General features: G+C 42.0%; 19 protein-coding genes. 13 read left to right on the forward strand and 6 right to left on the reverse strand.

Going from position 1 to position 21,739, the window contains the following annotated elements; genetic code table 11:
• From P6N53_RS18080 to P6N53_RS18090, 3 genes are all read left to right on the forward strand, one after another.
• Positions 1-190, forward strand: a 190-nt coding sequence (locus tag P6N53_RS18080; protein ID WP_304545711.1) for a hypothetical protein, incomplete at its 5' end; no start/stop codon positions are given.
• Positions 191-353: 163 nt separating this feature from the next.
• Positions 354-683 (forward strand): YtrH family sporulation protein, encoded by a 330-nt coding sequence (locus P6N53_RS18085; RefSeq protein WP_304545713.1) that lies wholly within the window; start codon positions 354-356, stop codon positions 681-683.
• Positions 680-1,171 carry a sporulation membrane protein YtrI gene (locus tag P6N53_RS18090; RefSeq protein ID WP_304545715.1) on the forward strand — a complete coding sequence of 164 codons (492 nt, stop codon included), beginning with the start codon at positions 680-682 and terminating at the stop codon, positions 1,169-1,171. Before P6N53_RS18085 ends, P6N53_RS18090 begins: the two co-directional genes overlap by 4 nt.
• A gap of 19 nt (positions 1,172-1,190) precedes the next feature.
• Here P6N53_RS18090 and P6N53_RS18095 read toward each other — a convergent pair whose 3' ends face one another.
• Complete coding sequence (locus P6N53_RS18095; protein ID WP_304545717.1) at positions 1,191-3,245, reverse strand: beta-propeller domain-containing protein; 2,055 nt, start codon at positions 3,243-3,245, stop codon at positions 1,191-1,193.
• Positions 3,246-3,399: 154 nt separating this feature from the next.
• Here P6N53_RS18095 and P6N53_RS18100 point away from each other — a divergent pair, with 154 nt between their 5' ends.
• The 4 genes from P6N53_RS18100 to P6N53_RS18115 are packed head-to-tail and all read left to right on the forward strand — an operon-like array spanning position 3,400 to position 5,932.
• Positions 3,400-4,065: a SanA/YdcF family protein gene (locus tag P6N53_RS18100; RefSeq protein ID WP_304545719.1), complete on the forward strand. Its 666-nt coding sequence runs from the start codon at positions 3,400-3,402 to the stop codon at positions 4,063-4,065.
• A 12-nt stretch (positions 4,066-4,077) separates the two neighbouring features.
• Positions 4,078-4,722, forward strand: coding sequence for a DUF2250 domain-containing protein (locus tag P6N53_RS18105; RefSeq protein WP_304545721.1), 645 nt, complete (start codon positions 4,078-4,080; stop codon positions 4,720-4,722).
• Positions 4,723-4,737: 15 nt separating this feature from the next.
• Positions 4,738-5,115, forward strand: coding sequence for a PadR family transcriptional regulator (locus P6N53_RS18110; RefSeq protein WP_304545723.1), 378 nt, complete (start codon positions 4,738-4,740; stop codon positions 5,113-5,115).
• A 1-nt stretch (position 5,116) separates the two neighbouring features.
• The gene (locus P6N53_RS18115; protein WP_304545725.1) at positions 5,117-5,932 is read left to right on the forward strand and encodes an extracellular solute-binding protein; all 816 of its coding nucleotides are present in this window, start codon (positions 5,117-5,119) and stop codon (positions 5,930-5,932) included.
• On the opposite strand, the gene P6N53_RS18120 is transcribed toward P6N53_RS18115, so the two are convergent.
• The gene (locus P6N53_RS18120) at positions 5,926-7,338 is read right to left on the reverse strand and encodes an NAD-dependent malic enzyme (protein ID WP_304545726.1); all 1,413 of its coding nucleotides are present in this window, start codon (positions 7,336-7,338) and stop codon (positions 5,926-5,928) included. The two genes, P6N53_RS18115 and P6N53_RS18120, sit on opposite strands and share 7 nt — an antisense overlap.
• Positions 7,339-7,577: 239 nt before the next feature.
• Between P6N53_RS18120 and P6N53_RS18125 the strand changes: the two genes are divergently transcribed.
• The 5 genes from P6N53_RS18125 (at position 7,578) to P6N53_RS18145 (ending at position 14,724) form a co-directional block, all read left to right on the forward strand.
• Positions 7,578-8,132, forward strand: coding sequence for a TetR/AcrR family transcriptional regulator (locus P6N53_RS18125; protein WP_304545729.1), 555 nt, complete (start codon positions 7,578-7,580; stop codon positions 8,130-8,132).
• A gap of 26 nt (positions 8,133-8,158) precedes the next feature.
• Positions 8,159-9,250 (forward strand): efflux RND transporter periplasmic adaptor subunit, encoded by a 1,092-nt coding sequence (locus P6N53_RS18130; protein ID WP_304545731.1) that lies wholly within the window; start codon positions 8,159-8,161, stop codon positions 9,248-9,250.
• 14 nt (positions 9,251-9,264) lie between these two features.
• The gene (locus tag P6N53_RS18135; protein ID WP_304545733.1) at positions 9,265-12,366 is read left to right on the forward strand and encodes an efflux RND transporter permease subunit; all 3,102 of its coding nucleotides are present in this window, start codon (positions 9,265-9,267) and stop codon (positions 12,364-12,366) included.
• 205 nt (positions 12,367-12,571) lie between these two features.
• Positions 12,572-13,381 carry an undecaprenyl-diphosphate phosphatase gene (locus P6N53_RS18140; protein ID WP_304545735.1) on the forward strand — a complete coding sequence of 270 codons (810 nt, stop codon included), beginning with the start codon at positions 12,572-12,574 and terminating at the stop codon, positions 13,379-13,381.
• A gap of 452 nt (positions 13,382-13,833) precedes the next feature.
• Complete coding sequence (locus P6N53_RS18145; RefSeq protein WP_304545737.1) at positions 13,834-14,724, forward strand: RluA family pseudouridine synthase; 891 nt, start codon at positions 13,834-13,836, stop codon at positions 14,722-14,724.
• Positions 14,725-14,728: 4 nt separating this feature from the next.
• On the opposite strand, the gene P6N53_RS18150 is transcribed toward P6N53_RS18145, so the two are convergent.
• Complete coding sequence (locus P6N53_RS18150; RefSeq protein WP_304545739.1) at positions 14,729-15,163, reverse strand: hypothetical protein; 435 nt, start codon at positions 15,161-15,163, stop codon at positions 14,729-14,731.
• 120 nt (positions 15,164-15,283) lie between these two features.
• On the opposite strand from P6N53_RS18150, the gene trhA reads away from it, so the two are divergent.
• Positions 15,284-15,931, forward strand: coding sequence for a PAQR family membrane homeostasis protein TrhA (gene trhA, locus P6N53_RS18155; protein WP_304545741.1), 648 nt, complete (start codon positions 15,284-15,286; stop codon positions 15,929-15,931).
• A 332-nt stretch (positions 15,932-16,263) separates the two neighbouring features.
• Here the strand turns inward: trhA and P6N53_RS18160 are convergent, their stop codons facing one another.
• Genes P6N53_RS18160 through P6N53_RS18170 form a run of 3 tightly spaced genes read right to left on the reverse strand, consistent with a single transcriptional unit; the run spans position 16,264 to position 21,132 of the window.
• Positions 16,264-19,392, reverse strand: a complete 3,129-nt coding sequence (locus P6N53_RS18160; protein ID WP_304545743.1) for an efflux RND transporter permease subunit — start codon at positions 19,390-19,392, stop codon at positions 16,264-16,266.
• A complete protein-coding gene (locus P6N53_RS18165; protein ID WP_304545745.1) occupies positions 19,389-20,519 on the reverse strand; it encodes an efflux RND transporter periplasmic adaptor subunit in 1,131 nt (376 codons plus the stop codon). Before P6N53_RS18165 ends, P6N53_RS18160 begins: the two co-directional genes overlap by 4 nt.
• A 43-nt stretch (positions 20,520-20,562) precedes the next feature.
• Entirely contained in the window at positions 20,563-21,132 is a 570-nt protein-coding gene (locus tag P6N53_RS18170) for a TetR/AcrR family transcriptional regulator (protein WP_304545747.1), read from the reverse strand.
• Positions 21,133-21,739 lie beyond the last annotated feature (607 nt).

Consider the following 21,739-nt stretch of genomic DNA (forward strand, 5'->3'; position numbering starts at 1 on the left):
CGAACAGCGACATGCGAAGCAGTGGAAACAGCGCTTCGTGAAGCTGAGGATGCGAAAATGGGTGCCCGGACATGGACGTCCGGGCAAGCCTGAGGTAAACACGATGTTTACTCGAAGGCGGCCCATTTTCGCCCGAAGCAAGGGATTAGCGCTGTCCACTGCGGAGAGAGGAGTCGTGAGGGAATATTAAAACCCGAATATAGGTAGTTTTTCGACACACCGAGGTGAGCAAAAGCTCGCCTATTTTTTATCTTGGCTAGGGCAAAGTTTTCTTTTACATTTCCCGGGATGTTCTAATTTCCTGTTTGTCCAAATAATCATTAACAGGACAGGTTCAATGGAGTGGTAGGGAAATGGAAAACTTCGAACACAAAATAATATTAATATTTTTCACTGCCCTGGGGATTATGCTGGGTGCGGTGCTGATAGGATCATTGGCTGCTGTACTGGTTAGGGAGCCTTCACTGGCTGTGATGCTTAAATTGGCCAGAGATATAAAGATATGGGCAATAGCGGCGGCCATTGGGGGAACCTTTTCCACCTTTGAAATCCTAGAGAGCGGACTGTTTAATGGTGAAGTTAGGGCGGTAATCAAACAGATTTTTTATATTGGCAGTGCCTTGGCTGGAACTCAAGCAGGGTATTATCTGATCCTTGCCTTGTGTGGAGGTAATACCGAATGAGGGGCAGGATATTTGCAAGGCTGGCCTTAGTGGTGCTGGGGATCTTATTGGGGGCAGCGGGAACAAATATAATTATTGGTAAGCAAGTTGACCATCTTACCCTTGCTAATGTTACCCTACAGGATCAATTGGAGGATTTAGAAGAGGAGTTAGATAAGCTAAAGGAAAATCCCGTTAAAGAAAGGAAGCACATAATAACCTCAGTTGAAACCTTTCTTATATTAACCTCGAAGCAAGGAATTACCGATTATGATGAGATAAGGGTGGCCCTGGAAGCCAGTGAAAAGGTGGAGGAATGGCTTAAGCCACTGATCGGCCAAGAGGTGGAGGGGTTAGATACCCTTTGGATACCCAGCATAGTGGATAACCGAGAGATTGAAGCAAATGGTAATAAATATTTACTTAAAACTTATTTGGTAGTAATAAATGAAAAAATAACAGTTTATGTAAAGGCTACCCTTATTAAAGGGGAAGGTGGTGCCCAGTAGAGCACCACCTTTTGAATTATTATTGTAGTTTAATTTGTTTTACTTCTTCTAAAGTAGACAGGCTGTTTATTTTTATAAGCTGCTCCGAGATAGTGTAGAGGTTGTTATCGATAAACAGGGAACGCTTAACGGGGTTATATTGATTTTTTACAGGGGCATGTTCTATGGTGCCTTGGAGCTTAATGCCTTGAGCGGGGGAAATATTAAATACATAGACACCTTGCCAGCTCTGATGACAGGGCATGATTTCCCTTTCAGGCAGATCCATTAACCTAAAGGTTGAGTGATTAATAGGCAGTGCCAACAGATTCCTTTCTTTGTTGAATAGTACCGCCCGGTGGTCACGTAGAGCGGGGGAATCGGAATCATCCCTTTCTAAGACGTATTTGGACAACTCCCTGGGAGCGGAAGGATTGGTAACATCAAATAGGGCAATTTTAACACCCTGAATCCTGGTGGGAGTAGGCAGAATCATTTCCTGGTCTAACTGTGGTTCTAATTCTGAGACTTCCCGGCCTATGCCGATTAAGTGGTTTTCATCATATGGATGCAGGTAGTCAGAGTATCCGGGGATTTTTAGCTCACCCAATATTTTTGGTGAGCTAGGGTTGGCAAGGTCAACCACAAATAGGGGGTCAACTTGCCTGAAGGTTACCAGGTAGGCACGATCTCCCATAAACCGAGCGGAATAAATTCTTTCAGTGGGTGCAATACCTGTTATCTGACCTGCCAGATGAAGATCTGCATCTAATATATAAATATTATTTTTGCTTTCCCTGGGACCATTAAGTTTAAAATCCTGGGAGGTGGTGGCAATACGGAAGTAGTCCTTGTGTTCGTCCATGGAAAATTGATTAAGGGGGTGACCCTTCACTTCTCCCTGACCTTTATATTCCACCTGGCCATTTTGTATGGCTAACTTATGAATGACTGTGCTATCAGCATCCTTAGCTATGGCAATTTGCCAACCTTCCATATATCTGGAGATTTTGTTCTCTAGTTCCTGGTTTCTTGTGGGGCCATTAACATAAGACTCAATTGCCCTTGCCAGTTGTTCAAATTTTTCGCCCTCAGTACCACCGGTATTTTGAAGGGATCTTACTTTAACGGCTAAATCTCCGGGCAGTATATTAGGTAAATCATTAAAAAGTGTGCCCAGATGAACTGCATAGTCCGGGGTCTTAGGTCCGGTAAGATAGAGGTTGTTTTGTGAAGCATAAGTATTATGGGATGCTCCTGTCAAAAAAATCTTTTGACTTAATGAATTTGACTGGTCATCCAGGTTAATAGACAGCACCAAGGTATACTGATAGGAATAGTCGGGCTGATTAAAGTAGTGAATATCAGCGGGAGAAATGTTTAGGGACTGGCCATTATTAGCTATTTGGGGCAGGACAATTTTTTCCCCGCCCATGATTCCAGATTTATATTGCCATACAGGAGCATTGACGATGGCATATACATTCTTCTCGATCATCCTTGAAGTTACGTAATATCCGTTGCAGGTTATGTTTTGCAATAAAACCGGCTTTTTAGGGTTGCTAAGATCATATTTGTTGATAAACATTTTGTCAGTTGCTTTTCCAATTTCTTGTCCAAAGATAATTAGGATATTGTTGTTTATAAGGAGTTCGGAGGGACTTCCATTTATATTTATTTCGGATATTATTTCAGCTTGGTCCCCGGGATACGCTTTGGCAATTATAACTTTTTCTCCTGAAATAACATATATATGCCTACCGTTCGTCTTGACTAGATCTGCTTCATCCACACCTTGGACCTGAATATTTGTACTGGAATAATCCGGTCCCGAGCCGTCTTGGGGTGCTGTTTCCTTAGAGGCTAGATCAGCCTTTACAGGTTCCCCTGTAAGAATGGCCCTTCCATAACCAAAGCCCAGAAACCGGGCTAATTGCTGTTGCTTTTCGATATACTTCTCCATATCCCCATAGGAAGAAAAAGTATTCATATCTCCAGCAACTGAATCCTTGGGATGGGCAGATATTCCTGTGAGAACAATGGTGACTAAAAGCAGACTAAGGAGACCTGTAATAAGTAGCTTATCCTTTAACACTTCCCTCACCCTTTCTAATACTTCCTAACTGTTAGACGTAATATTTTCCTTTTTGTAGCTGGCTTTGGAAAATAATATAAATCCTGAAAGAATAAAAAAAGACAACCATAACACAAAATTTGTTATACTTTAGTAAAAACTAACGGGTGATAAGATGCTTTATAAAAGACTGCTAAAGTATATGGTTGCATTATCATTGGTGGGGATACTGGTAATAGTGGGTATTAACTGTTACATAAAGGAAATTGGTAAAAAGCATCAGCTAAATCCCTCGGACAGCTATTCGGCCCAGACAGCTATTGTACTTGGGGCATACGTTTCCCCCGAGGGAGTGTTATGTGACATGCTTAAGGACCGGGTGGAGACCGCTGTGGAGCTGTATCAACTGGGAAAGGTTAAAAAGCTTTTGATGACAGGGGATCACGGACAGGTCCTTTACGATGAGGTCAATCATATGAGAAGGTATGCTGAAAAATTGGGAGTGCCCACAGAAGATATCTTTATGGATCATGCGGGCTTTAACACCTATGACAGTATGTATCGAGGCAGGGATGTATTTTTAGTAAACTCCGCCATCGTGGTGACCCAGGGGTTTCATCTGGCCAGGGCCGTCTATATCGCCCGCTCCATGGGCATTGACGCCAAGGGCATTCCGGCAGACAAGCATATCTATAGGGGTGCAGAATATAATGAGGCCAGAGAGGTATTAGCCCGAAATAAGGATTTTATTAATGTTCATATGATAAAACCACAGCCTAAGTTTTTAGGACCAACCATCTGCATCTCGGGAGATGGCAGGCAAACCCATGATGAATATTAAAGGTGTGTTAAATTGAATTTGTTTAACGCTAAGTATCACAGTGATTCTGATTTATTGGCAATTATTAAAGGGATAATACAAGAGCGGGATGGGGTAGAAAGGGACCTGGCCGGGTTGGAGGTAATTAATGACCCAACTAGAATGTCGGAATTGGCTAAGAGGCTTCATGAATTAAACCAATTATGTTACCCATTGGAAAGATTTATGGATTGCCTGAAGGAGATAAAGGATTTAGGGGAAATTTTGCAGGAAGAACTAACAGAAGCAGAATTGGGGCAGTTTACCGGACTCCTTGAGGGTCAGTCAGAGATTTGCCTGGAAATGGCCGGACAAGTATACCAGTTCCTCCTTGATAAAGGTTACCTGGATGAAGAAAAGGAAGATGATACGGATCTGGAAATACTCAAATTTATTGATTATGCTGGTCCTGAGTATGCTTGGAGGCTAGGTATAAATATTGGAATTAAAGTGGAGGAAGCCCGGCGCCGTCTAAGTTTACTGCTGGAAAAGGGTTATTTGGAGCGGGTTGAGGGTAACATGCTTGACAATTATCATCGGGCAAAGGATTGGACCAAGCACATGAACCATACCTACTATAGAATTACCAGGGAAGGTAGATTATACTTGAGAAGACTTCGTAGGGAATCCGAAGCCTAGTCAGGAGGTGGCCTTTTGCAGGAAGAAATAAAAGATCCGGCCCTAAGTTATGTTTTGGCCAATATTGATAAAATGTTGGTGCCGACCCTATTGTTTTTACTATACCAAAAACCATCCCATGGCTATGAGCTAATTCAAAAAATTCACGAATATAAGTACCATGATGTGGAAGCTGATCCTGCTACGGTATATAGAAACCTGAGGCGTATGGAGGAAGATGGACTGGTTATTTCTAAATGGCAGACAGGTCAGTCCGGTCCCGCAAGACGTTCCTATGAGCTTAGTCCGGCGGGGGAGGAGGCACTAAGCCGCTGTGTTGAGGTTATAGATAGCAAGGTTCAAAAATTACAGACCTTCTTAAATGACTACTATCTAGAGGTTAGGGGGAAGTAATTTGTCTAAAGTAATAAATATTCTCCACGCCGGAGCTTTGAGGTTACCCATTGCCCAGTGCTCAAAATTATTTAAAAAGGCTAACCCAAGTATAGAGGTAATTTTAGAATCCTATGGTTCTCGGGCTTGTGCACGTTCAATTAGAGAAGGCAATCAAGTGGATATTATTGCCCTTGCTGATCCCTTGTTATTTGACGAATTGCTGGTTCCAGAATATGTTGATCGTTATTACATATTTGCCAATGACCAAATAGTCCTAGCTTACGATGAATTTTCCAGGGGCAGCGATGAAATAACGGAAAATAATTGGACAGAAATCCTATCCAGGCCAGAAGTATCCTTTGGACGTTCTGATGAAAACCTTGATCCCTGTGGGTATCGTACCATGATGGTTTGGCAGTTAGCCGAGAAATATTATCAAAAACCAGGCCTGTATCGTAGCCTAAACAACAAATGCACAGAGGCAATGATTTACCCCAAGTCCTACGAACTTGCATCCAGCGTTCTTGAGGGCAATTTGGATTTTGCCTATATATATCTCTGTGTGGCTAAGCAGTTTGGACTTAAGCACATTTCATTACCTGACCAGGTTAACCTATCAAACCCAGCCCATGCCGCTTTTTACCAAAATGCCAAGATAGAACTTCAGGGTAAGCATCCAGGTGAAATAACCACCGTCCATGGAGCTCCAATAGAGTTTGCAGTGGCAATATCAAAAAATTCAGAGCACCCAGAAAATGCAAAGGTCTTTTTGGAGCTTATTTTAAGTAAGAGGGGTCAACAAGTATTAGAGAATTGTGGACTGGTACCCTATTGAATTTCCCCAGGTAAAATCTTTCTGGCAACTCCGGTTAACTCTGCTGATTCTTCCACCGCCCTGGCAACTGCCGGGGCAACTTGTTCATTAAATATAGACGGGATAATGTTTTCCGCCCCCAGTTGTTCTTCTGTTACTATTTCTGCCAGGGCATTGGCTGCCGCCAAACACATTTCTGTGTTGATGGTTCTGGCATGACAATTTAAAGCTCCCCTGAATAGGCCTGGGAATACTAGGGCGTTATTAATCTGATTGGGGTAATCAGAACGACCTGTGGCTATTACCCCGGCAATATCGTAAATTTCCTCTGGCTGGATTTCGGGCTCAGGGTTGGCCAGGGCAAAAACCACAGGATTGTCAGACATGCTAAGAATATCCTCACGGTTCAATTGGCCTGGACCCGATACCCCAATGAAGGCATCTGCCCCTTTGATGACCTCTTTTAGACTACCTTTAACCTCACGGGGATTAGTATTTTCGGCAACCCACAGTTTAGATAACTCCTCAGGTTTATTAGCCTTGCTAATGGCACCCTTCCGGTCGCAAACAATAATATCTGCTACCCCCGCATTAATTAACAGCTTTGTAATAGCTATCCCTGCGGCCCCGGCCCCATTCAAGACAACCTTAATATTATCAATCTTTTTACCCACCACCTTTAAAGCGTTGATTAAACCAGCCAGGGTAACAACGGCTGTTCCATGCTGATCATCATGAAAAACCGGTATTTGCAGCCTTTCTTTTAAAGTTTCTTCAATTATAAAGCATTTGGGTGCTGCTATATCCTCAAGGTTAATGCCACCGAAGGAGGGGGCCAGGGCAATTACCGCATCAATTATTTGCTGAGGCTCGTGTATATCCAGGCAGAGGGGAATGGCATCAACATTGGCAAATTGTTTGAATAATACTGCCTTGCCCTCCATCACCGGCAAGGCAGCAGTTGGACCAAGGTTTCCCAGACCCAGGATAGCCGAACCATCCGTTACTATGGCTACTGTGTTTCCTTTCATTGTCAATTTATAAGCCATATCAGCATGTTCATCTATTGTTTCGCAAATTGCAGCAACCCCTGGAGTATATACCAGGGATAAATCCTCCCAATTTAGAACCGGACGTCTGGGATTGACTTCGATCTTTCCACCAAGATGCCGGTTAAACACACGGTCAGCCACCTGAAGGATTTGGACCTGGGATATCCTTTGCAATGCCTCTAGAAGGCTGTTATAGTGATTGCGATCCCGTAAACGCACCATCAGTTCTCTTGTTACGTGGGAGGGAGAGGCAGAAATTAAATCAATTGCACCCAGACTTCCCCCCTCCTGGGCTATGACACTAAGGACCTTTGCCAAATTTCCGGGCTTATTCAATAGCTTCAGTTTTATGGTAATGTTTAGGGACATGGCCATATAATAAACCTCCATTTACTTAAATAACTGTAACTATAAGATATTATTAAGTCCTACATTTTGATTACCAATAATAATAGATAATAACCTACATTAATAGCTCAAAATATAGTATGTTATTTTTGCAATATTTTTATTTTTTAAGGTTTTAAAATAGCTGTTGACATGGTGACTCCAGGGTGGTACTTTTTAGTAGTGGAAACTGAGGGAACCGAAGGAGTTTCCTGAGGGAGGTACAAATGAGAGACAGTATAATTCAAGCAGCAACTGAAGAGATTGGTAAATATGGTTTTAGGAAATTTACTATTGATGATATTGCAAGTAGTTTAGGAATAAGCAAGAAAACCGTATATAAGTACTTTAGTAGTAAAAAGGAACTCATTAGTAGTGTGGTGGAGAATCATTTAGAAATGGAAAAAGCCAGTGCCTTAGAATCTATGCAAATTACAGGTAGCATCCTTGATAAATTAAATGCAGTGGTTTTTTGCTATGGACAGGAAAAGGCACCGGAATGGATTATTGAGGAATTACAGCAATACTTTCCAGAGGAGTGGGAGAAAGCCGCAGAACTTAATGAGCTGAAGAGCGGGGTGATCAGGGAATTAATTCAAAGGGGTGTTGAATCAGGAGAATTAAGGGATGACATTCGCCCGGAAATTATTTGCTTAACATTAGATAAAACCATAGATGCATTGTTTGATTACAAAAACCTCCACAAATATGACCTCACCATTAGTCAAGCTATGGAGGATGTTAAAAGGATTGTCTTTGAAGGTATTTTAAAAAAAGAATAATTAAGTGTGAAGGGGAACAGAGAAGCATGAGTTTGAAGTGGAAGTTATGGTTAATTCCTGTGGTGGCAGTATTGGCCTTTGGTATTTTAAGGGGAGGAGCCCTTTGGGGAAAAGAGGAGATTATTGATTCAGATGTTCATGTCCAAACTGTAGCAGCTGGTGAAGTAATCAAGGTAAACAAAGATAGCGTGTTATCCCTTACTGGTAATGTTGAAGCCTATCAGCAGGCTGTAATTAGTGCCAAGGTTTCCGGCAGAGTTGAGCAAATTGTAGTGGAAAATGGTACAGCAGTAGCAGCAGGCCAGGCTCTGGTCCGTATGGAAGAAAAGGATTTTGTTAACGCACTGGCCATGAACCAGGCAGCCTTAAAGAAGGCGGAGACCAACCTGCTCACAAATCAAAATAACTTCCAAAGATTTGAAGAGCTACATAAGCAGGGGGCAGTTTCCCAAAAGGATTTTGAGGACATAGAAATGGCCCTTAAAATTGCCGAAGCAGATGCTGCTTCAGCAGCGGCGGCAGTTTCCAATGCAGAAGAAGCTTTGCGAAATGCCACAATCAGCTCGCCCATAGGTGGTATGGTTGCTAACAATAATGTTAAGACAGGCCAGATTTTGGCTCCAGGTGTTTCCCTTATGTCTGTTGAGAATATTTCTTCGGTCTATGTGGTGGTAAATATAGAGCAAAATGATATCACAAAAATAAAAAAAGGACTTAAGGCAGAAGTAACTGTAGAGGGTTCTCAAGACCATTCCTTCGAAGGGGTGGTTGAGCTGATCAACCCTGTGGCTAGTAAAGGGGCCAGGGTTTTTGAAACTAAAATTAAGGTAGAAAACCCAAATCAAGATTTAAAACCTGGTATGTTTGCTAAGGTTCAGATAAAAACCGGGGATTCTACAGAGGTACTGGCCGTTCCCCAAACCGCCCTGACTACTCTACAGGGTATGTTCTTTGTTTTTCTGCCTGAAGATGACAAGGTTAAAAGACAACAGGTAGAGGTTGGTCAGTTAATTGGTGATATGATTGAGGTTAAGTCGGGACTTGACCAGGGACAGCAAATAGTAATTACAAATGTTAATAAGCTAAAGGACCAGGACACTGTAAAAATCGCCAAATAACAGGAGGATAAACCATGTTTCTAACCAACCTGAGCTTAAAAAGGCCGGTTTTTGCAACAGTTACAATCCTGGCCCTGGTGGCATTAGGAATTATCAGTTATATCGGTCTTAATATAAATGACTATCCTGAAGTGGAGTTTCCCTATGTATCAGTTACCATAGTTCAACCAGGTGCTTCACCACAGCAGATTGAAACAAAAATTATTCATAAACTGGAAGAAGCAATGGGACAAATTTCCGGAGTAAAGCATATTTATGCCAATGCCCAGGAAGGTGTGGCCATTGTTTTTGCGGAGTTCAGCTTGGAAACTAAGGCTGATGTAGCTGCCCAGGATGTGCGGGATAAAATTGGCACTATCAGGGGAGATTTACCCCAGGATGCAGAGGAACCAATTATTGCCAGGTTTGATCCGTCTGCTCAACCCATTGTATCTCTGGCAATAACAGGTGATGCTTCCCTAAGGGAAATGACTACCATTGTAGATAATTTAATCAAACGCAGGATCGAGACTGTTAATGGTGTAGGTGCCATTAATGTTTATGGTGACATTAAGCGGGAGATCCAAATAAAACTCGATAAAAATAAGCTTGCTGCCTATGGGATAACTACCTCGGAAGTAGTAAGCAGTTTGCGCAGTGAGAACCTGGAGATTCCCGGAGGGAAAGTAGGTAGCGGTGATAGGGAAATTACCATTCGTACTGTGGGAAACATAAGTACCGTGGAGCAGTTTGCCAACCTCCCTGTGGCCAGACGGGAAGGCGTTCAGCTTTTTGTTAAGGATATTGCAGATGTCGAAGATGGTATCAAAGAGCCTGATAGTATATCCCACTATCAAGGTAACCCTGCCATTGGCCTGGATGTAATTAAACAGTCAGGAACAAATACCGTGGTGGTCGGGGATCAAATACTTAAAGCGGTGGAGGAATTAAAAAAGGAGTTGCCCCCGGGAATAAATGTAGAGGTGGTAAAGGATAACTCCGTATATATCAAGGATTCTGTAAATGATGTTACAAGAACCCTGGTCGAAGGCGCAATTCTTGCTGTTGTAACAGTATTCATTTTCTTAAGGAATTGGCGCAGTACCTTAATTGCCGCTGTATCTATCCCCACTTCAATCATTGCTACTTTCTTTGCTATGAAATTGTTGGGTTTCACTTTGAACTTTATGTCCTTAATGGCTTTATCACTATCCATTGGTCTATTGATTGATGATGCTATAGTTGTAATTGAAAACATTGTAAGACATTTAAATATGGGTAAGACTCCCTTTGAGGCTGCCAAGGAGGCAACTGCAGAAATTGGTTTGGCGGTTACCGCAACTACCATGACTGTTGTTGCAGTTTTCCTACCCGTTGGCATGATGACTGGTATCGTTGGTCAATTTTTTAAACAATTTGGCATTACTGTTGTATGTGGTATTCTGGTTTCCCTGTTTGTATCCTTTACCTTGGTGCCATTATTGGCTTCCAGGCATTTAGAAAAGGAAGAGCATAGCAAAAAAGGGATACTAGGAAGATTTTTAAACTGGTTTAATAATGGCTTTGACAATCTAGCAGTTCGTTACTCAAATTTCCTTAGGGTTGTTTTAAGGAATCGCTGGAAAACAATTGGTTTGGCTATGCTTTTATTTTTTGGTAGCCTAATGCTAATACCTTTTCTCGGTTCAACCTTTATCCCCAGTTCTGATATGGGTGAATTATATGTGGCGGCGGATCTTGACTCCGGACTTAGCTTAGTTGCGGCGGGAAAAATAACAGGAGAATTAGAAAAGGCTATCAATGAATATCCTGAGGTAGTTAAGGTCTACTCCACAATTAAGTCTGATAAATTAGATATATTTATCAAGCTAGTGGATAAAGGAGATAGAAAGCTTAGTTCTGATCAAATTGCAGCAGACATGAGGAAAAGGTTAAATACTTATCCTGGTGTTAAAGTAACCATCAACCAGCAGGCAGGCATGGGTGAGGGGGCAGAGGTTAATTTCAGAATTCTTGGTGACGACCTGGAACAGTTGCAGATCTATGCAGAAAAAGCCAAGTCTATCATGGAGAGTACTCCTGGTTCTGTAGATGTGGCCAGTACTTACAAACCGGGTAAACCTGACGGTAAAATAGTAGTTGATAATCATTTGGCCGCTGATCTGGGGGTAAGTACCGCCCAAATTGCCGATACCCTGCGTACGTTATTTAATGGTGTGGTGGTTAGTCAGTTTGAAGAGGGAGAAGAACGCTTTGATGTGCGGGTAAGATTAACGGAAAATCAAAGGACCAGTCTGGATGATTTAAGTAATATATATCTACCCAGCCGTAATGCTCCTGAAGATGGGGGAGCAGCGCCAATGATTGCCTTGAGTCAGGTGACTAATACAGAGTTCTCTACTGCGCCCAGTGTTATAAACCGTTTTGACAGAAATAAAGAGATCGTGCTTTCTTGCAACCTGCAGGGGATCTCCATGGGTGAGTTTAACAAGGCATTCCAGGATAGAATTGATAAAGAATTAAGCTTACCTCCCGGTTACAGAGTCTACGAGGGTGGAGATGCCGAAATGATGGGAGAAACCTTTGTAGCAATGTTTTTAGCTATGATAACCGCAGTATTGTTTATATTCTTCATTTTGGCAGCTCAGTTTGAAAGCTATATAGACCCCTTTTCAATTATGTTATCTATACCTATGGCCATGATCGGGGCTATTTTCTCCCTGTTGCTTGTGGGCAGTGACCTTAGCCTTATGTCTATGATTGGTATTATTATGCTCATGGGTCTGGTGACTAAGAATGCTATCCTGCTCATTGACTTTACCAAGCAGCAGCGGGCCAAGGGAGTGGAGAGAAATGAGGCACTACAGCGGGCTGCCATGGTTAGGTTGAGACCAATTATTATGACCACCACTGCCATGACTTTAGCAATGATGCCCCTGGCACTGGCCTTAGGACCAGGTGCCGAGGGAAGGGCCCCAATGGCACATGCCATCATCGGGGGATTAATAACTTCTACCATGTTAACTCTTGTTGTTGTGCCGGTTATTTATTCCATATTGGATGATTTAAAGGTGAAGGGCCAAAGGCTTAAAGAATTACCTAAGGCTGTATCCTCACGATTTAGCCGTTCATCTTAATAAATTTAAAAGCTAATACCTGTCCAGGGGGCAGGTATTAGCTTTTAAAACATAAATACGTTATTATTGGCGTAGAATGAATAGTGCTAAGGAATGGTTATTTGGCCAAGAAGATGACCTGATATAAAAATTAAGGTTTTAACCTATGTTTTCCTGTTATAATGTAATTGTTTGCAAAAAAAGATAATTAAGGAAAGGAAAGATTATGGAACACTTATTTACAGCAATAATCCTTGGAATTGTTGAGGGTTTAACGGAGTTTATACCTGTTTCCTCCACCGGGCACTTGATCCTAGCGGGAGAACTACTGAATTACACAGGGGAAGAGGCGGCAACCTTTCAAGTATTTATTCAATTAGGCGCTATCCTTGCAGTTGTGATATTATACCGTGAACGTTTTGCGAGATTTCTAACCCGTAAAAATATATCGGATGGTCTAAATTTTAGGCAGAATGAGTTGAATTTTATGCATGTAGCTATTGCAATCCTACCTGCTTTTATATTTGGCTTCCTTCTGCATGATCTTATTAAGGAATACCTTTTTTCTTCAGGGACAGTTCTTATTGGCCTGGTAATTGGTGGTATCTTTATGATTGTTGCAGAAAGGCTACCTATTCCCACCTTTTCCAGAGATTTAGATAGAATTAATTTCAGACAGTGTTTTGTGATCGGTATTACCCAGTGCTTATCCCTTTGGCCCGGTTTTTCCCGTTCAGGGGCAACCATTGCCGGTGGCTTGGTGGCAGGGCTTAACCATAAGACTGCGGCAGAATTCTCCTTTATTATTGCAGTTCCCGTTATGATTGCTGCAACGGGATATGATTTATTGAAGTCCTGGCATTTGATCACACCGGACTTTATGTTGACATTGGCTGTTGGTTTTGTAGTATCTTTCCTGGTTGCTGTGGCAGCAATAGTAGGATTTTTAAAATTACTGGCTAGGACCAAGCTTACACCCTTTGCAATATACCGTTTTGTCTTAGCGGGAGTTTACTATTTTGCCATATTGAGGTAGATGAGAAGACACACCCAAGGGTGTGTCAGACTGTTGAAAAAGCTACAACTGGGTTTTAATAATCCCGAGCAGCGACATTCGGAGCAGTGGAAACAGCGCTTCGCGAAGCTGAGGATGCGAAAATGGGTGAGTGGACATGGACGTCCGCGAAAGCCTGAGGTAAACACGATGTTTACTCGAAGGCGGCCCATTTTCGCCCGAAGCAAGGGATTAGCGCTGTCCACTGCGGAGAGAGGAGGCGTGAGGGATTATTAAAACCCGAATATAGATAGTTTCTCGACACACTGACACACCCAAGGGTGTGTTTTTCACTTATTCAAGAGGATATATAGCGGATAAATTGTTAGACTATACAGGAGGGGAAATGGTGGGTGAAACGAATCTAATTATTAACGAAGAGGTTCAGAGAGTACTCTGGTATCTTTTTGTAGGAAAGAAATTGGAGGAGTATTGTGGAAAATTGTGGTCCTTCAATAAAGTTAATAGTTGCTCCTGAGCATGACGGAAAGTTAATTAGAGAGTACCTAAAGGCCAACGATATCTCGGACAGAGCACTTCGGAAGCTAAGAAACAAAGGCATAATTTTGTGCAACGGTGAAGCGGCAACCTGGCGAAGGATTGTCAAAACTGGCGACGATATAGTTCTCGTCTATCCAAAGGTTGAAAAAAGCATTTATATCAAGCCCGAAGCTTTAGAATTGGATATTTTATATGAGGATAGTGATATTGTTATTGTTAACAAGTCACCGGGTGTCTGTGTTCACCCAACCCTAGCCCACCCATCCGGAACTCTGGCAAACGGAATGGTGTACCATTGGACCAGATTAAATGACAGCTCTAGCTTTCACTTAATTAATAGATTGGACCAACATACTTCGGGACTGGTACTGATTGCAAAGAATAGTTTTTCAGCTCAGCAACTTTTTCTCCAGGGGCAAAGAAAGATTATTTCCAGGACATATAATGCTCTAGTACATGGCATTTTACCTAAATCCTCCGGTACAATCAATTTACCCATTGATAAATGTAATGGCCGAACCACAAGGAGAGAAATCTCCGTGACCGGCCAAGAGGCAGTGACTCATTATCGAGTTGTTAAAAGGCTAAAGGAGACTACATTATTAAGTATTGTTCTTGAAACTGGTCGTACACATCAGATAAGAATTCACATGGCTAACCTAGGTCATCCACTGGTTGGAGACGCCATGTATGGAGGAACTACGGATATAATAGAAAGACAGTGCTTGCATGCTAACTACATTTATTTCTTACATCCTCGAACCGGCAAGTCTATGTCCTTTATAATTCCTTTAGCCATGGATATTCAAGGGTTGGTCGATTAAAATATTAATAATATTTACCCAAGAAAGAATACTCAGTCCTATTGCCGCACGTACAGGTAATACTAATATTAACCAAATCATAGACGTATTTAAAACCTGACTGGCCTAAGCTAACATTAAAAAATATTTCCTTGTTATTACATTTGTCACAGGTCAAAGCAAAGCCCTTGGGCAGTGGGGTGAATTCAAGAGAGCTGATAGTTGCTTTTAACTCTTGATCTAGTGTTGTATCACAGTAGGCGATATTCTGACATTCCGTTGAGGAGCAATAAATGGAAATACAAAAGCTTTCTACATCTTTTTTATTTAAAAAAACGACTTCAGGAACCACCTCCACAGAATTAGAACCACATAGGTTACAAAGCTGTTTGATGGCTGAAGAGAGGGAAAAATCTTCAAGTTTGACTGGTAAAAACTTTATGTTTTTTATATTATTCAAAAGAGTAAACCACCTTGAAAGTATTCTGGTTTTTTGTTATTAATTAAACAAGTATTGTTATTTTCCTCTAGATTGAGGGTCATAATTATTAAGGTAATCAATTTTTTGGGGGCGAGATTATTGAAGTTTAGGGATCCAGTTAATGGCCTAACCCATTTAGCAGGGGCATTTCTATCAATTGCAGCCCTTGTACTGCTGGTATATAATGCTTCATTGCATGGTGAAATGTGGCATGTAGTATCCTTTGCCATTTTTGGCAGCAGCTTGATACTACTCTATACTGCCAGCGCCTTATACCACCTATTACCTGTTTCGGAAAAAGGACAAAGGATCTTAAGACGTATTGACCATATGATGATTTTTGTTTTGATCGCCGGCACATATACACCCGTGTGCCTGATCCCCCTCAGGGGAGCCTGGGGTTGGTCCCTGTTGGTAGGTATATGGGTATTAGCTGTGGCAGGTATAGTTCTAAAGGCTGTGTGGATGCAGGCTCCCCGCTGGTTTTCAACAATGTTGTACCTTGTAATGGGATGGCTGGCGGTAATTGCCTTTTGGCCCTTGATGAATGCCCTTTCCCTGGCTGGAATTGGTTGGCTTGTTTTAGGTGGCGTTTTCTACAGCATAGGGGCAGTATTTTATGGTGCAAAGTGGCCCAATATTATCCCTGGTTGGTTTGGCTTCCATGAAATATTTCACCTTTTTGTAATGGCAGGAAGCTTCAGTCACTTTTGGTTGATGGCCAGATATATTTTATACATAAGATAAAACACGAAGGGCTGCCGAAGGCGGCCCTTTAGTGCCAGATTGTCGAGAAACTACCTATATTCGGGTTTTAATAATCCCTCACGACTCCTCTCTCCGCAGTGGACAGCGCTAATCCCTTGCTTTGGGCGAAAATGGGCCGCCTTCGAGTAAACATCGTGTTTACCTCAGGCTTGAGCGGACGTCCATGTCCGCTCACCCATTTTCGCATCCTCAGCTTCGCGAAGCGCTGTTTCCGCTGCTTCGGATGTCGCTGTTCGGGATTATTAAAACCCAATTGTATCTTTTTCAACAGGCTGAACACTAAAGGGCTGCCGAAGGCAGCCCTTTAGTGCTTAAACGGTCTTGTTAGATTTTGATAGAGAAATATTACTGATTTTATTGGATAGTTTCTTGCCCAGGTCATCAAAGATGGTATAAACCACAGGAACTAACACTAAGGTAATAAGGGTAGACAGTGCCAGACCGAAGGATACCACTACAGCCATTGGAGCCTGTCCTTCGGAGCCTTCCCCTGTACCAAAGGCTAGGGGTAATAATGCTAGGATGGTTGTCAGGGCCGTCATCAGAATTGGCCGGAGTCGAATAGGACCTGCTTCTAAGATGGCTTCATTACGACCATAACCACGCTTCCTTAGGGTGTTGATATAATCTACCAGAACAATGGCATTGTTAAGTACAACACCAACCAGCATGATTGTTCCGATTAAGGCAGGAACGCTTAAGTGGTGACCTGTAACTCCAAGTCCAAAAACAACTCCGATAAAGGTAGGTGGTAGTGAAAACATAATTATAAAAGGCTGGAATAGGGATTCAAATTGTGCAGCCATAACCATGAACACTAGAACTACCGATAGCATTAAGGCCATACCTAAATCCTTGAATGAATCGGCCATATCCTGTGCCTGACCGCCAAATGTAACTACATATCCCTCTGGAAGTGCCAGGTTATCTAACTCTGCCTTGATGTCTTTATTTATGCTGCCTAGGTCACGCCCTGAAACATCAGCGGTGATACGAACCTCCCGGCTTTGGGAAGTTCTGCGTATTTCCATTGGAGCATGATGGGATTCGATGCTGGCCACCACTGATAAGGGAACCTTGGCTCCTGTGGGTGATACAATTGTTAAGTTTGACAATTTGTCTAAACTCTTTGAGTCATCGGGAGTTGAAAGCCTTACATCTACTTCGTCATCACCCGTTCTCATGCGACTAACAATCTGGCCGTCAAAGGCTATACGAACAGATTGTAAAACCTGTGATGCAGATAAGCCATAACGGGAAGCCTGTTCACGGTCAACAATTACTTGGATTTCAGGATTTGCCTTTGCCAAAGAGTTTGTAACGTTACGTGTTCCTTCCACATCTTTAACTACTTCCACAAGTAAGTCACCTAACTGATTTAAAACTTCTAAATCGTCTCCGTAAATGGCAATATCAATGGGTTGACCACCTGGGCCTCCTGAATTATCTGTGGCGGTAACGGTGATATCGGCTCCTGGAATATCAGACATAGCTAGGCGAAGCTTTTCAGCTGCTTCCGCGGTGGAGATGTCCCTTTGGTCCAAGGGTTTAAGCTTGATTTGTATGCTGGCAATATGTCCTGAACCAACACCTAGGAAGCTTAGTTGACCGCCGGAGCCTACAGTGGTAAATATCCGTTCAATCTCCTTAAGATTATGATGAGCTAAAGATTCAAGCTCCGCGGCTACCTTGGAGGTTTCTTCAACCTTTGTGCCTGTGGGTAGTTCCAGTCTAACAGAAATTTCACCCTGATCCATACTTGGGATAAATTCTGTGCCTATAAATGGTAGAGCTACAAGGCTTAAGACTAATAACACAACGGTAATACCAATTGTCTTTTTACGGTTGCCCAGGGACCACCTGAGAATGTTGCCGTAATAATCAGTTAACCTGTGTATAAAGCGACCAAAATGAATTGTGGGGTTCTTGGTTTTGCCCTGGGGTAATGTTTCATCAGGAGGAGACACATTCTTTAATAGTTTAGATGAAAGCATTGGTACCAGGGTTAGGGCTGCAAATAAAGCGGCAATGTGAGAGAAACTAACAGTTAAAGCCATAGGTTTAAACAGAATACCTGCCAGACCGCTTACAAAAATAATGGGTAGGAAAACCACGACCTGGGTTGCAGCAGCGGCAGTAACAGCAGTACCAACTTCTGCGGTTCCCAATTTTGCCGCTTCAATTATGCCATGACCATTTTGCCTATAGCGATAGATACTCTCTAGGACAACCACCGAAAAGTCCACCAAGGAACCAAGACCCAGGGCAAGACCTCCAAGGGATAGCATATTTATGGTTTGGTTTCCAAAGTACATCATTGTAAAGGTTGCTATTACAGATATAGGTATTACCAGGGCAACTACAATTGTACTGCGGACGTTGCGAAGGAAAAGAAACAGAATTATGATGGCTAAGGCGCCACCCAACATACTGTGCTGAATAACATTATTAATTGACTGTTGTATAAATTTAGAAGTATCTACAACAGTCGTGATTTGAACTCCAGGTGGCAGGGTTTTGTTTAAATTATCTACCTCTTGTTTAATACTTTTTGCCACTTGAACAGTATTGGAGCCTGTAGCCTTCATTACGTCAAAGCCAAGGGAAGGTTGCCCATCAACGTAGGCAAACCTGGATTCCTTCTTGAAGGAATCCTCTATTGTTGCCAGATCCCTCAGGGGTATTGAGCCGGCATTAGCACCGGGGAGGTTCACTCTAATATTATTTAGGTTTTCAATACTGTTATATTCCCCAAGCACCCGGATAGCAACCTCATTCGAGCCCCTATCCATAGCTCCGGCGGTGCCGGAAATATTATCACTGGCAAGGGCCTGTATTATCTGAGAAGTTGTTAGATTGTAGGATTCCACCTTCGCCTGATCCAGGACTATGCTGATTTCTCTGGTTTTCCCACCACTCAGGGTTACTGAGGCAACTCCGCCAATTCTTTCTAGGCGTGGTTGAATAGTATCTTCAGCAATTTTCTTTAGTTTTACTACATCTGAGCCAGTTAAGGAAAAAGAGATAATTGGGGCCTGATTAGGATCTAACTTCATTACCCTGGGAGCACTAATCTCACTGGGTAGAGCTGCCTTAACCATGTCAATTTTTTCCCGCAGTTCAATGGCGGCATTATCCATATTGGTTCCCCAGTTAAATCGTACTATTACCAGGGAAGTTCCGGATTGGGAACGGGAATTTATTTCCTGGACATTGCCAGTGGTTGCTACTGCTGATTCTATTGGTTTTGTAACAATCTTTTCAACCTCTGCTGGGGCAGCACCTTCATAAGAAGTAACGATGACCGCAATGGGCAACTCCATTTCAGGGTAAAGATCTACAGCCAACCTTGGGAGAGAGAATAAACCCAACAAAACCAGGGCTATAATTAGCATGGAGATAGCAATTGGTCGTTCTACGGAAAAGTTTGCTATCTTCACTTAGAAGCACCCCCCAGCTCGCTTACAATCTTAACCTTTTGTCCCTCTCCCACTAGACGATTACCCTTAATAATGACGATATCACCTTCACTTATACCTTCTTTTACTTCAGTGAGTTCTCCTGATGTAACTCCGATTTTAACCTGCACTTCCTTGGCCCTTTCATCCTCCACCAGGAATGCTGTATATTGCCCATCTCGTTCTATTAGAGCGTCAGTGGGAACAGCCACAACTTCCTTGGAGGTACCGGTTGATAGGTTTAGTCTAGCAACCATACCCGGTTTTATTTCACCATCGGTATTCTCAATGGCAACCTCCACGGGAAATGCCTTACTGGCAGCATCGGCTTTAGGTGCAACTGTTAGAATTGTACCTGTCACATTTTTATTTAGGGCATTAATAGTTACAGGAACCTTATCCCCGACCTTAATATTAGCAATAATATTTTCAGAAAGGTTGACTTTTACTTTTGTTGTTTCAAGGTGTACTACGGTAACAACAGATACCTGTGGGTTAACCATATCGCCTACATTAATTGACATAGTGGCAATTATACCGGACACAGGAGAAGTAACAGCCGCATTATTATAATTTTCCTGAGCAGTGTTTAAGCTGGCCTCAGATTGTTTAAGCTGAGCTTCAGCAGTTTTTAGGTTGGCTTCAGCATTAATTAATGCTGTTTCTGCTTGCTCAAATTGCTGAAGAGATATGGCCTGGGCGTCATACAATTCTTTGTTGCGCTCAAAGCTTAGTCGGGCATCTTCCAGCGCCCTTTCAGATCTAAGGAGATTAGCCTCATTGAGGGTTAAGCTAGCCTCAGACTGCATAAGGGCATTTCTTGCTTCGGTAGCCTCCATTTCGAATAAAACCTGGCCTTTTGCTACCTGGGATCCCACCTTTACGGGGATAGAAGAGACTCGTCCACTTATTTTTGAGTATACTGCAACATCTGACCCGGCAGCTACTTCGCCAGAGGTATTAAGACTATGCTCGAGGTCAGCTAACGTAGCCTTGATGATCTCAACGGGGACAAGTCTTTCCTCCTGTACAATTTCTTCTTTACTACAACCACTAGCAGTTATAGCAAATAACATCACACAAACTAATAATAAAATAGAACGTTTCAAAATTCTTTCTCCTCTCATGATGTTTTAAAGCTAATAAGTTAACTTACTGCAAACCCTTAATAATTATTTTCAGGGCAACTCGCAAATTGTGTTCGAGGGCTTGTTTATCCTTCTTGATCATCCATTGGTGCATGTATCCATCAATTAGTGCAACAAGGGCAGAGGTTGCAGCATTTATATCAGGTTCATTGAATTCTCCAGTCCTTACTGCCTCTGCTACAATTTCCCTAAGGATTGTTTCCCTATTAATGGCTAAACGGTGTAATTTGTTAATAACCTCAGGGTCTTTGGTTTGCATAAAAAACTCAGACATAACAGCTAAAATGGGAGTATCTAGTTTTTGAAGGTGATGATCCAAATATTTAGTTAGTTTATCAAAAACTGAATCAGATTCATCCAAACTGCTTAAATATTGTGTTAGCCAATGGTTCATTTGTCTCTCTATTATGTATATAAAAATATCTTCCTTACTTTTAAAATGCCAGTAGATGCCCCCTTTGCTTACTCCCGAAACTTTAACTATCTCATCAACAGAGGTACTATTGTAACCGGAATTCAAAAAACAGGTTAAAGCGGAATCTGCTATTAAGTCCTTTTTAGATCCTTTTGTCATAGGTACCCCTCCTTACAGACAGACCAGTCAGTCTGTTCTAGGATATTGTAACATTAATGCTGCATTTTTGGACAAAAAATTTTTATGATTATCATAAGAAAATAATGCATATTAATAGGTATTGCTGCTAATTATATATTGAGAGATTTACAACAGTGAGTTTTTAATCTATTAATAGACTACATAAACACTCTAAATGTGACAGTTATGATTGTGTTTTTTAAAATAAGTACTTGCAATACAAGTTAAGAAATGTTAACATAATAAATGTCGCTGCGAGGTGACAGAGAAAAATTACCACTTGCTTGTAGCTAACCTAAAATGATAAGATAGCTTTTGTCGCCGCTGAGTGCGGAGACGCAAAACGAAACAAAATACGAAATTACCAAAAACTTGCACTTGAAACAGAGTCGGGGACATGGTAAGATGTAATTCCTGGCCGAGAGGACAGGTAAAAAAGCGGTCTTTGAAAACTAAACAGTAGATGATGAATGCAAACTTGGTTTAATGACAAGTCAGTGCAAACTGAGACTGTCATAACCACAATGAATTCTCGTCAAGCGTTAATAAAAACGCTAGCAAGTAATTCCTAAACAAGTAAAAGAAG

The organism is Desulforamulus aquiferis (assembly GCF_030577015.1).
Lineage (GTDB): Bacteria > Bacillota > Desulfotomaculia > Desulfotomaculales > Desulfotomaculaceae > Desulfotomaculum > Desulfotomaculum aquiferis.